Here is an 11,976-nt window from a genome sequence, read left to right as displayed (position 1 = left end):
CTTCCTTAACCAGATCGAAACCATGTTTCACGTGAAACAGATGGGGGCTCGCTACTTCCCGACGCAGAACTCGCGGAAGATGACGTCCAGGATGTCTTCGACATCGACCCGACCGAGTAAACGGCCGAGTGAGGTGGCCGCCCTGCGAAGTTCCTCGGCGGCAAGTTCCTCGCCCTGCCCGACCACGTCGATGCTGCGCCGAAGAGACCCGACAGTCTCCTCAAGCAACCCCCGCTGCCGCGTCCGGCTGATCAGACCGCCCTCGCTGGTGGCGAAATAGTCGTGAGCGAAACCGACCAATGCGTCGATCAGCTCAGAGAGGCCGTCGCCGCGGGCCGCTGAGATCCGGAACTCAGGGTAGCTGCCTCCTTCACCCGGCGGAGTCCTCACCAGATCGATCTTGTTCCGCACCAGCCAAGTTGGCGTCGTTCCGCCATGCCCGACCTTCGCGCCGCGGCTGTCGGCCAGCCACAATACGAGGTCGGCTTCCGCAGCGCGGGCCTGGGCGCGGCGAACACCCTCCTGCTCCACCGGGTCGTCGGTCTCGCGGATCCCGGCGGTGTCGATGACCGTGACGGGATAGCCGTCGAGGTCGAGCTGCACCTCAATCACGTCGCGCGTGGTGCCAGCATGCGGCGAGACGATCGCGACCTCGCGCTTGGCAAGCTGATTGATCAGGGTCGATTTGCCGACATTCGGCGGACCTGCGATGGCGACCACCAGGCCGTCGCGTAGCCGCTCACTTTGCCCCTGCCCCGCTAGGACTTGCTTGACCTCGTCATGCAGCGCCCGGATCTTCTCGAGTGCCGGCGCGATCAGCTCCGCCGGCACATCGCCTTCATCGGAGAAATCGATGCCGGCCTCGATCAGCGCCGACGCCGCGATGATCCGCTCGCGCCAGTCGCGCGCGCGATCGCCGAGCAATCCCTTCAACTGTCGCAGCGCCTGGCGCCGTTGGCGGTCGGTATCGGCGTGGATCAGGTCGTCGAGGCCCTCGGCCTCGGTCAGGTCGAGCTTGCCGTTCTCGAATGCCCGCCGCGTGAACTCGCCCGGCTCGGCTGGCCGCACATTCTCGAACGCGGCGATGGCATCGAACATCACCGCCAACACCGCGCGCCCGCCATGGACATGAAATTCGGCGACGTCCTCGCCGGTCGCACTGGCCGGGCCCGGGAACCAGAGCACGACTGCGTCATCGATCGCCTGGTGCTCCGAATCGTGGAGTAGCGCCCGGGTCGCCATTCGTGGATCCGGAGTCTTGCCCGCCAGTCCAGCAATGACCGACTCGGCCATTGGGCCAGACAGCCTGACAATGGCGATCGCACTGGGCGGCCGCCCGGAGGATAATGCGAAGATGGTCTGGTCGCGCGGATGCATCGCCTATTTCTTCCCAGCAAATCGGCAAAGGCAATGCCGCTTCCATTTCGCACGCCATGCCGCAATATGCTGCAACGCAGCATAACCAAATCTGGTTGCGGCAACCGAGCAGCAATTTTGCTGCACTCCCGCCGACCAGACCGCAACCTCTAAGGTACAAAGATAAATTGTATCAGATAGTTATGTGAATTTTCGGTGAGCCGAACCAGCCCAAATCATGCTGCGCTATGCTGCAGCAACTCCGCAGCATGAAAAAAGGCGCCCCGTTTGTGCGGAGCGCCCTGTTCCTTTCGGCCCATGGCCTCAGGTGTTCATGGAATCGAAGAATTCCGAATTGCTCTTCGTGTTCCGGAGCTTGTCGAGCAGGAAGTCGATCGCGTCCATGGTGCCCATCGGATTGAGGATCCGGCGCAGGACGTACATCTTCTTCAGCACCTGCGGATCGGTGATGAGCTCCTCCTTACGGGTGCCTGAGCGGGCGATATCGATCGCCGGGAAGGTCCGCTTGTCCGAGACCTTGCGGTCGAGGATCAGTTCGGAGTTACCGGTGCCCTTGAACTCTTCGAAGATGACTTCGTCCATGCGGCTGCCGGTATCGACCAGCGCGGTCGCGATGATGGTCAGCGAACCGCCCTCCTCGATGTTGCGCGCGGCACCGAAGAAGCGCTTCGGGCGCTGCAGGGCGTTGGCGTCGACACCGCCGGTTAGCACCTTGCCGGATGACGGCACCACGGTGTTGTACGCGCGGCCGAGGCGGGTGATCGAATCGAGCAGGATCACGACATCGCGGCCGTGCTCGACGAGACGCTTGGCCTTCTCGATCACCATCTCGGCGACCTGGACGTGACGCACGGCGGGTTCGTCGAAGGTCGACGACACCACCTCGCCCTTCACCGAACGCTGCATGTCGGTGACTTCTTCCGGACGTTCGTCGATCAGAAGCACGATCAGATAGCAGTCGGGATGATTGGCGGTGATGGAGTGCGCGATGTTCTGCATCAGCACCGTCTTGCCGGTGCGCGGCGGCGCCACGATCAGCGCGCGCTGGCCCTTGCCGATCGGCGCGACGATGTCGATCACGCGGGCCGAGAGATCCTTCTTGGTGGAATCCTCAAGCTCCATGCGGAAACGCTGATTGGGAAACAGCGGCGTGAGGTTGTCGAAATTGACCTTGTGCTTGGCCTTTTCGGGATCCTCGAAATTGAGCGTGTTGACCTTCAGCAGCGCGAAGTAGCGTTCGCCTTCCTTCGGGCTGCGGATGTGTCCTTCGATGGTATCGCCGGTGCGCAGGCCGAAGCGGCGGATTTGCGAAGGCGAGACGTAGATGTCGTCGGGACCGGGCAGGTAGTTCGCATCGGGCGAACGAAGGAATCCGAATCCGTCGGACAGCACCTCCACGACGCCCTCGCCGACAATGTCGGTCTCGGCGGCGGCGAGGTTCTTGAGAATTGCGAACATCAGCTCCTGCTTGCGCATGGTGCTGGCATTCTCGACCCCGTTCTCTTCCGCGAACGAGACGAGCTCGGCCGGCGTTTTCGATTTGAGGTCCTGGAGTTTGATTTCCCGCATCGGGGTCGTCCTGTGAGGAAGTAAGTAGGGAAGGGGTGCGAGGTGGCTTGGAAAAAGCGGACGCCAAAGGAAGGTCCGCAGGTCTCAGCCAGGAAAGTGCCGTTTGGGCTTTCAAACCTGATGCGGCGCCGGCCCGAAAAGAACCGAAACGCGACCACATCCGCCTGCGTGGGGTGGGATAGGACCTATATAGAAAATCGATTCGTTCTTCGCAAGAAGGACTGAAGCATGGGTCTTAAGCATCGCGATGTCTAGAACGGCTTCACGACCACCATGAGCACGATCAGGATCATCAGGAGCGTCGGCACCTCATTGATAACGCGATAGAATTTCTGGGTACGCTGATTCCGGTCGGCGGCGAAATCCTTCACGCAGCGGGACAAAAAGCCGTGGATACCCGACATGATGAGCACCAGCGTAAATTTGACGTGAAACCAGCCCGATAGGTACCAGTGTCCGGCCCAGACCAGATAAAGCCCGGCAAGCCAGGTCACGATCATCGCGGGGTTGATGATCGCCTTCAAAAGCCGCCGCTCCATGACCTTGAAGGTCTCGGACTGCTTCGAGCCGATCTCGGCCTCGCAATGATAGACGAACAGCCGCGGCAGATAGAGCATGCCCGCCATCCAGGAGATCACGGCAACGATGTGCAGGGCCTTGATCCAGTCGTACAACATCGCGGTGATGCCTTTCAGGGAGCAGCTCGGGCGCTCTCAGCGTTGCGCGCCAAGCTCTGCTTGCGAGGGACCGATACATATCCGCTCACACGGCTCTCCTAAACTTAATTAAGTTTAGAATCTAAGGTTTGAGTCTAAGTGACAGTGAATTTGACTCATGCAAAACGATCCAGCCGTTCTTGCAGGCTTGTTCACATCCCTCAACATTTCCGCCGGCGAGCGCGAATATTCGGAATCTATCGCTTAACTCAATCGGTTGCGGACGTATGCGGGCAGCTTATCAAGAGACAAATCCACACCGGTTCACTATCATTCGTCCGATGGCGTCGACTTATCCTTTTCGGCGGTGCTGTGAACAAAGGGACGAGATATACAGAGACCTGGCGGCGGACCCGGATTCTTCTCCTCGACCTCCACAGGGATTCACAGGTTAGACAGGGGCTCCGGTGCCGACGACCTCCAATTATTTCCACCTTCATCTGGTGTCTGATTCGACCGGCGAGACGCTGATCACCGTGGCGCGCGCGGTCGCCGCGCAATACGCCAACGTGACTGCGGTCGAGCATGTCTACCCGCTGGTACGCAGCCAGAAACAGCTCGATCGCGTGCTCGACGAGATCGAGGAATCGCCAGGGATCGTCCTATTCACGCTGCTGGAAAAGGACCTGGTTGGCCGGCTCGAGGGCAAGTGCAAGGAAATCAACGTGCCGAGCCTGTCGATCATCGGGCCGGTGATGCAGTTGTTCGAGGCGTATCTGGGTGCCGCAACGACCGGGCGCGTCGGTGCGCAGCATGTGCTGAACGCGGAATATTTCAGCCGGATCGACGCGCTGAACTACACGATGATCCACGACGACGGCCAGCATGTCGAAGGCCTCGAGGACGCCGACGTCGTCCTGGTCGGCGTGTCCCGCACATCGAAGACCCCGACCTCGATCTATCTCGCCAATCGCGGCATAAGAACTGCAAACGTGCCGCTGGTGCCGGGCATCCCGCTGCCGCACCAGCTCGAGACCCTGAAGAAGCCGTTGGTAGTCAGCCTGCATGCGACGCCGGAGCGCCTGATCCAGGTCCGGCAGAACCGGCTGCTCACGATGGGCGACCGCGACAACGACACCTACATCGACAAGCAGGCAGTGGCCGATGAAGTCGCATTTGCGCGGCGCCTGAGCGCGAAATTCAACTGGGCATTGCTCGACGTGACGCGTCGCTCGATTGAAGAGACGGCGGCTGCGATCATGAAGCTCTATAACGACCGCCAGCGCGCGCGGCCGTCGGAGTAACGGCCAAATCATGAGCATCTGGCGTGGCCCGCAGAAGCTGATCCTTGCGTCACAAAGCCGTGCGCGAAGGATGCTGCTTGAAAACGCCGGGCTCGAATTCGAGGCGCTGCCGGCCGATATCGATGAGCGCGCGGTGCAGAAGAACTCCGGCCTTTCGGCACCGGGCGAGATCGCCTCGCTCCTGGCGCGCGAGAAGGCGCTGTTCATATCGCGGCAGGAGCCGGGTCAATATGTCGTCGGTGCCGATCAGACGCTGGCGCTGGGGCCGCGGATGTTCAGCAAGCCTGCGGGCCGTGCACAGGCTGCCGAGCAGCTCGGCCTGCTCGCCGGACAGACGCACGCGCTGCACTCGGCCGTCTCGGTCGCGCGCGACGGGACAGTCCTGTTCGACGATGTGAGTGTCGCCCGGATGACAATGCGGCGGCTTGCTGCCGATGAGATCGAAGCCTATCTCGACCAGGCCGGGGAGGCGGTGACGACCAGCGTCGGCGCCTACCAGCTCGAGGGTCTCGGCGTGCATCTGTTCGAGCGGATCGAAGGCGACCATTTCACCATCCTCGGCCTGCCGCTATTGTCGCTGCTCGCATTCCTGCGCCGCGAAAAGCTGCTCGCGGTGTGAGATGCCGAGGAATGGCGACGGAGAGATGCTGAACCGATGTTGATGCGATGCTGATTCTTGGACTGACCGGCTCGATCGGGATGGGAAAATCCACCACGGCCAAACTCTTCATGGAGGCCGGCGTGCCGGTGTACGACGCCGATGCGGCCGTGCATCAGCTCTACGAAGGCGAAGCGGTCCCTGCGATCGAGGCCGCCTTTCCCGGCACCACTGCGGACGGCAAGGTCGACCGCGCAAAACTCTCGGCACGCGTGGTGCACGACCCTGCGGCGATGCGGCAGCTCGAGCAGATCGTGCATCCGATGCTGGGCGCGTCGCGGCAGAAATTCTTTGCCGATGCGGAAGCCGCCCGCGCGCCGATCGTCGTCGTCGACGTGCCGCTGCTGTATGAGACCGGCGGTGAGAAGCGCGTCGATGCCGTCGTCGTGGTCACAACCACGCCGGAACTGCAGCGCGAGCGCGTGCTGGCGCGGGGCACCATGGATGCGGCCAAGCTCGACGCCATCATCGCCAAGCAGATGCCGGACGCCGAGAAGCGCAAGCGCGCGGATTTCATCGTGGATACCTCGCACGGACTTGATCCGGTGCGGGCGCGGATCCGCGACATTCTGGCCGAGGTTGCTAAGATGCCGGAGCGGCGAAACTGATTCGCGCCGCTTTTCCGGATTCCCTCACGTCATGCGCGAAATCGTTCTCGATACCGAAACCACTGGCCTCGATCCGCTGCGCGGTGACCGGCTGGTCGAGATCGGCTGTGTCGAGATCTTCAACCGCATGCCGACGGGACAGACCTACCACGTCTACATCAATCCCGAGCGCGACATGCCGGTCGAAGCGTTCAACGTGCATGGGCTGTCGACCGAATTCCTGGCCTCCAAGCCGCTGTTCAATGAGGTGGTCGACGAGTTCCTGGCCTTCATCGGCGATACGCCGCTGGTGATCCACAACGCCTCGTTCGACATCAGCTTCATCAACGCCGAGCTCGACCGCATCAAGCGGAAGGCCATTCCGAAGGACCGGCTGGTCGATACGCTGCTGCTGGCGCGACGCAAGCATCCCGGCGTGTCGAACCGGCTCGACGATCTCTGCTCGCGCTACCAGATCGACAATTCCCGCCGCACCAAGCACGGCGCCTTGCTCGATGCCGAGCTGCTGGCCGAGGTCTATATCGACCTGATCGGGGCGCGGCAGTCGCAGCTCATCCTGGCGTCGGAAAATTCGGATGCGCGCAGCGGAAGCCATGGCGATACGCCGCGGCGGCAGCGCGAGACGGCGCTGGTTGCACGGGTCAGCGAGGCGGATCGCGAAGCCCACCGGGCCTTCGTCGCGACGCTCGGCGACAAGCCGATCTGGAACGATTATTTGCCGCCGCCAGCGCCCGCTGCAGCACCGGCGGCTTGATCAACGCTTCTCTGATAGTTCCGTCATCCTGAGGTGCGCGCTCTGGCGCGCCTCGAAGGATGCACGGCCATGACCGGGGCCCGTCGATCCTTCGAGACGCCGCTGCGCGGCTCCTCAGCGACTGTGTTCTTCGTCAAGCGGGTTGCCATGGTTTTTGGTCCCTGAGCATGGCGTTGAGGGTGGTGAGAACTTTGCGCGCGACGGCGATGAGGGCGACCATCTTGGGCTTTCCAGCGGTCACCAGGCGCCGATAGAAGACCTTGAGCTGCGGATGGTATCGGCTGGCCGACAGAGCGGCCATGTAGAGCCCGGCGCGCAGCTTGGCTCTTCCGCCGCCGATCATGCTCTTGCCCTTCCAGCGGCCCGACTGGCGGGTGAACGGGGCAAGACCGGCGAGGCTCGCGATCTGGCGCCGATTGAGTGCGCCGAGCTCCGGCACCTCGGCAAGGAAGGTCCGCGCGAGGGTGTTGCTCACGCCAGGAAAGCTGACCAGCAGTTCCTCCTTGGCGCGCCAGACTGGCGAGCCGCGCACCAGCGTGTCGATGTCGTTGTCGATCTCCGGCAGCTCCTTCTCGAGGACCTTGATATGGCGGGCAAGGCTCTTGCGGACGCGGACATTCTCGGCCCGCTTCTCGCGCTGACGCTCGGCAACGATCATCTCGATGATCTGCCGTCGGCGACTGACCAGTTCAGCCAGCAGCCGGGCTTCCTGATCCGGCATGGCACGTGGCTCCGGCTTTACGGCCTCGACAAACCGCGCGATCACTGCCGCATCGATCGGGTCCGTCTTGGCACGCTGACCAACCGCCTGCGCGAAGTGCCGGATCTGGGCCGGATTGACCACCACCAGCGGCAGCTGAGCGCCCGCCAGCGCAGCAGCGACGATGGTCTCGAAGCCGCCGGTTGCCTCCACCGCAATCAGCGCTGGCGAGATCACCTGCAAGCGCGCAACGAGCTCTTCCAAGCCTTTGCCGTCACGCGCCACGGCAAAGGCTTCCCCGCTCGGACGCACATGCACGTCCAGCCGGTCCTTCGACACATCAATGCCAACGTAGATCGCGTCCATCTGCACCCCTCCTTGCGCAACCGGGCTCGCCAGGCGGCCCTCGCGACTGTTCGGGTTCAATGGAACAACGGACGGGGCGCCGCGCTGAGGATCGGGCTTCAAAGCCCTGGGATGAAGCGGTCTCCCGTCCGCTACCGCACCGGACACTCTATCCGATCCGGCGATTCGAGACTTACAAGGATGACGGGTTAGACTGCCTCAAACTGTGTATCAGCTCGGCTTGACGCCGGAGGCGGCCTGGGCGGCTGCCTGCCGCTCCATGTTCTGGCGGTAGAGGCCGACGAAATCGACGGGGTCGAGCAGCAGGGGCGGGAAGCCGCCGTCGCGGACCGAGGTCGCGACGATCTCGCGCGCGAACGGGAACAGCAGCCGCGGGCACTCGATCATGACCAGCGGATGCAGATTCTCCTTCGGCACGTTCACGATCCGGAAGACGCCGGCATAGGCGAGATCGAAGCTGAACATCACCTTGCCCGCCGTCTCGGCCTTGCCCTCGATCGAGAGGACCACCTCGTACTCGTTTTCCGACAGGTTGTTGGCGCCAACGTTGATCTGGATGTTGATCGCGGGCTGCTGTTGCTGCTGGCCGAGCGAGGTCGGCGCATTCGGGTTCTCGAACGACAGGTCCTTGGTGTACTGCGCCAGTACGTTGAGCTGGGGAGCGGGCTGTTCGACGGGGGCGCCGTTGCCATTGGTCATGGAAATGTCTCCTGGAGCGGCGCTCGGGACTGGATGTCCGACGGCACGCGTTAAGGTTTGGGAATGCCGATGCCGGCGAGTGGCTATCATAGCCCCGGCTCGGTCCACAAGGACGACGAGCGCGTGCGGGCCGGCGGCCCTGCGGCCAAATCGCCGGCATCGGGGCAGCGAGCGCAACTCCGCCCAATCCCTTAACGGCTTCCTAAATTATTGAAGATACGCGATTTCCGGGAAGGAACGGGTTTCCCCCCGGGGTCAAAACGCGCTACACTTACCCGTGCCAAAAAGCGCCATTGGCCGGGCATAGTTTCGTGCCTACATGCTGCGGACTCAATCGGTGATGTAATCTCTGCCGTTCCCGACCGGGAACGCTTTGATGCCCGGCCCGTTGCCGGCAGAGACCAGAAAGCGAATTCGACGTGGATATCTACACCATCATCTTCCTGGCGCTGGCCGTATTTATCTTCCTGCGTCTGCGCAGCGTTCTCGGACAGCGCACGGGAAGCGAGCGGCCGCCGTATGATCGTGCAGCACCCAACGTCCTGCAGCGCGGCCAGGATAACAACGTCGTGCCGATCCCGGGATCGGTGATCGATCAGCCGGCCCCGGCCGCGCCCGCCGAACCGGTCGAACCCACGGAACGCTGGAAGGGCATCGCAGAGCCCGGCACGCCGCTGGCGCAGGGTCTCGACGCGGTTGTCGCCCAGGATTCCTCGTTCGACCCGCGGCATTTCCTCTCAGGCGCCCGCTCGGCCTATGAAATGATCGTGCTAGCCTTCGCCAACGGCGATCGCCGCGCGCTGCGCGACCTGCTGTCGGCCGAGGTCTATGAAAGCTTCGAGGCCGCGATCAAGGATCGCGAGAAGCATGAGCAGAAGACCGAGACCCGGTTCGTCTCGATCGACAAGGCCGAGATCGTCAGCGCGGAGACGCGCGATCGCTCGACCCAGCTCACCGTCCGCTTCGTGTCGCAGATGATCTCGGTCACGCGCGACAAGGCGGGAACCATCGTCGACGGCAGCCCGGACAAGGTCGCCGACATCACCGACATCTGGACATTCGCCCGCGACTCGACTTCCCGCGATCCGAATTGGAAGCTGGTTGGAACTGGAAGCGCTCACTAAACATCTCAGCTACGGGCGCCTCGCGATCGCGTGCTGTGCGCTGGCGGTTGTGTGCTCCACGGCGGCGATCGGCGCGCGCTACAGGTCGAGCCGGCACGCCCCGCCGCGACACGAGCAGTCCCACCCGATCCCCTATCCCAATCTGGAACTGCCGCTGCAGGTCAGCGGCAGCCAGTATGAGCCGCTCGCCTGGGCCAATGTCTCCGGCTGGAGCGACGACGATCATCTCGCGGCCTACAACGCGTTTCGCACCAGCTGCAAGCCGATCGCGGCCCAGCAGGGCGCGCCCGCGGATTCGAAGGCGCTCGGCAGCTCGCTGCGCGATCCCTGCCGGATCGCCAAGGGACTCGACCTCAGCAGTGGGGCGAAGGCGAAGGAATTCTTCGAGCAGAATTTCGTGCCGCTGCGGATCTCGCGGCTCGGCGAGGATGCCGGCTTCGTCACCGGCTACTACGAGCCGGTGCTGGATGGCTCGCGGACCCAGACCGACGTCTACAATGTTCCGGTCTATCGCCGCCCGTCCAACCTGTTCGTGCGCGGCAAGACGCAAGCTTCCGTCGGCCTGCCCAATAGTGGTCCGGTGTATCGCAAGATCGGCCGGCGCAAGCTCGTGCCCTATTACGACCGTGGCCAGATCGAGGACGGCGCGATCGCCGGCCGCGGGCTGGAGATCGCCTGGCTGAAGAGCCAGACCGATCTGTTGTTCGCGCAGATCCAGGGCTCGGCGCGGATCAAGTTCGAGGACGGCGCCACGCTGCGCATCAACTACGACGCGCATAATGGCTATCCCTATACGCCGGTCGGGCGCGTCCTGATCGACCGCGGCATCATCCCAAGGGAGCAGATGTCGATGCAGAAGATCAGGGAGTGGATGGAGCAGAACCCCGACGGCGCCAAGGAGCTGCGGCGGCAGAACCGCGCCTACGTGTTCTTCCGCGAAGTGCCGCTGTCGGACAAGGACGAGGCGGTCGGCGCGCAGGGCGTGCCGCTGACGCCCGGCCGCTCGATCGCGGTCGACAAGGCGCTGCATGTCTACGGCACGCCGTTCTTCATTGCCGGCGAGCTGCCGATCGAATCCGAGCAGTCCAAGACGCCGTTCCATCGGCTGATGATCGCGCAGGATACCGGATCGGCGATCGTCGGCCCGGCGCGCGCCGATCTCTATTTCGGCGCCGGCGCTGATGCCGGCAAGGTCTCGGGCCGGCTGCGGCACAACATGCAGTTCGTGATGCTGGTGCCGAAGGGGCTCGATCCTGTTGCGCGCGGCCATAAGCTGCCGATCCCTGACGAACGGCCGTCGGCCAAGATCGCGAAGCTGTTTCCGCAGACCGATCCGCAGAAGGACAAGCCGGCGGATGTACCGACTGCGACCGTCGCCAAGGCTGGCAGCAAGGACGCCGCCAAGACCCCGGCCGCGAAGGATGCCGCGCCCGCAGCACCGGCCGCAACAACCTCTGTTGCGCAGTCGGCACCTGTGGCAGAACCGGTGCCGTTGCCGGTCGCCCGGCCTGACATTCCGCAACCGGAGAAGCGGCGCACCCGGCGCACTCGCCATCACCGCGATCAATGAAACGACCCGTGCCGATCCCCGATCTGTCCGCTCCGTCGCGGCGCAAGCGTGCGCTGAGCGAGGAGGAGCGTGCGCTCTGGGAGAGCGTGGCCAAGCAGGTCAAGCCGCTGCGCAAGAAGCCGGCCGCACCGAAAGCCCACGCCGCAGCTACTGACCCCGCCACGCATCACGCCGCGGCCAAGCCCATCCCGGTCAAGCCGGTGACGTCGGTCAAGGCTGCGCCGGCGTCGCGCCCGCAGGTGCCGCCGCTGGCGCCGATCGGCCGCCGCGAACGTGCAAAACTTTCGCGTGGCCGGCAGGAGATCGATGCGCGGCTCGATCTGCACGGCATGACGCAGATCCGCGCGCATCGCAGGCTGTACGCCTTCCTGCAGCGCGCGCACAGCGACGGCCTCACCTTCGTGCTCGTCATCACCGGCAAGGGCAAGGTCGGTGGGCTGGAGTCCGAACGCGGCGTGCTGCGCCGCCAGGTGCCTGAATGGCTCAGTCTGCCGGAATTCCGCTCGCTGGTCGTCGGCTTCGAGGAAGCGCATATCGGGCATGGCGGCGAGGGCGCGCTCTATGTGCGCGTCCGGCGCGCGCGGGGCTAAC

At 63.7% G+C, this 11,976-nt stretch carries 12 protein-coding genes; 7 read left to right on the top strand and 5 right to left on the bottom strand.

Translation table 11 applies throughout. From position 1 onward, the window contains the following. Positions 1-51: 51 nt before the first annotated feature. From mnmE to hemJ, 3 genes are all read right to left on the bottom strand, one after another. A complete protein-coding gene (mnmE, locus tag ACVIGA_RS21570) occupies positions 52-1,377 on the bottom strand; it encodes a tRNA uridine-5-carboxymethylaminomethyl(34) synthesis GTPase MnmE (RefSeq protein WP_456667891.1) in 1,326 nt (441 codons plus the stop codon). 303 nt (positions 1,378-1,680) lie between these two features. Next, entirely contained in the window at positions 1,681-2,946 is a 1,266-nt protein-coding gene (gene rho / locus ACVIGA_RS21565; RefSeq protein ID WP_028341998.1) for a transcription termination factor Rho, read from the bottom strand. 251 nt (positions 2,947-3,197) lie between these two features. Next, positions 3,198-3,620, bottom strand: coding sequence for a protoporphyrinogen oxidase HemJ (hemJ, locus tag ACVIGA_RS21560; RefSeq protein WP_456670856.1), 423 nt, complete (start codon positions 3,618-3,620; stop codon positions 3,198-3,200). A gap of 449 nt (positions 3,621-4,069) precedes the next feature. On the opposite strand from hemJ, the gene ACVIGA_RS21555 reads away from it, so the two are divergent. The 4 genes from ACVIGA_RS21555 to dnaQ are packed head-to-tail and all read left to right on the top strand — an operon-like array spanning position 4,070 to position 6,926. Further along, positions 4,070-4,906, top strand: a complete 837-nt coding sequence (locus ACVIGA_RS21555) for a pyruvate, water dikinase regulatory protein (protein ID WP_097676194.1) — start codon at positions 4,070-4,072, stop codon at positions 4,904-4,906. Positions 4,907-4,916: 10 nt separating this feature from the next. Further along, complete coding sequence (locus tag ACVIGA_RS21550) at positions 4,917-5,525, top strand: Maf family protein (protein ID WP_456667890.1); 609 nt, start codon at positions 4,917-4,919, stop codon at positions 5,523-5,525. Positions 5,526-5,572: 47 nt separating this feature from the next. Beyond that, positions 5,573-6,172, top strand: a complete 600-nt coding sequence (gene coaE / locus ACVIGA_RS21545) for a dephospho-CoA kinase (protein ID WP_456667889.1) — start codon at positions 5,573-5,575, stop codon at positions 6,170-6,172. 31 nt (positions 6,173-6,203) lie between these two features. Then, positions 6,204-6,926 carry a DNA polymerase III subunit epsilon gene (dnaQ, locus tag ACVIGA_RS21540; protein WP_375777845.1) on the top strand — a complete coding sequence of 241 codons (723 nt, stop codon included), beginning with the start codon at positions 6,204-6,206 and terminating at the stop codon, positions 6,924-6,926. A gap of 133 nt (positions 6,927-7,059) precedes the next feature. Here the strand turns inward: dnaQ and ACVIGA_RS21535 are convergent, their stop codons facing one another. Both ACVIGA_RS21535 and secB read right to left on the bottom strand, forming a co-directional pair. Next, a complete protein-coding gene (locus tag ACVIGA_RS21535) occupies positions 7,060-7,992 on the bottom strand; it encodes an IS110 family RNA-guided transposase (RefSeq protein WP_375777642.1) in 933 nt (310 codons plus the stop codon). Between the two features lie 210 nt (positions 7,993-8,202). After that, positions 8,203-8,691 carry a protein-export chaperone SecB gene (secB, locus tag ACVIGA_RS21530; RefSeq protein WP_223971308.1) on the bottom strand — a complete coding sequence of 163 codons (489 nt, stop codon included), beginning with the start codon at positions 8,689-8,691 and terminating at the stop codon, positions 8,203-8,205. A 419-nt stretch (positions 8,692-9,110) separates the two neighbouring features. Between secB and ACVIGA_RS21525 the strand changes: the two genes are divergently transcribed. The 3 genes from ACVIGA_RS21525 to ACVIGA_RS21515 are packed head-to-tail and all read left to right on the top strand — an operon-like array spanning position 9,111 to position 11,975. Continuing rightward, a complete protein-coding gene (locus tag ACVIGA_RS21525; protein ID WP_092121026.1) occupies positions 9,111-9,815 on the top strand; it encodes a Tim44/TimA family putative adaptor protein in 705 nt (234 codons plus the stop codon). Further along, on the top strand, positions 9,799-11,385 hold the full coding sequence (mltA, locus tag ACVIGA_RS21520; protein ID WP_456670855.1) for a murein transglycosylase A: 1,587 nt from the start codon (positions 9,799-9,801) through the stop codon (positions 11,383-11,385). Before ACVIGA_RS21525 ends, mltA begins: the two co-directional genes overlap by 17 nt. After that, positions 11,382-11,975, top strand: a complete 594-nt coding sequence (locus ACVIGA_RS21515) for a Smr/MutS family protein (RefSeq protein WP_456667888.1) — start codon at positions 11,382-11,384, stop codon at positions 11,973-11,975. Before mltA ends, ACVIGA_RS21515 begins: the two co-directional genes overlap by 4 nt. Position 11,976 lies beyond the last annotated feature (1 nt).

The sequence above is a fragment of the Bradyrhizobium sp. USDA 3240 genome, from assembly GCF_054063295.1.
The sequence above is the reverse complement of the archived record's forward strand: the minus strand, read 5'-3'. Positions and strand labels throughout refer to the sequence as shown.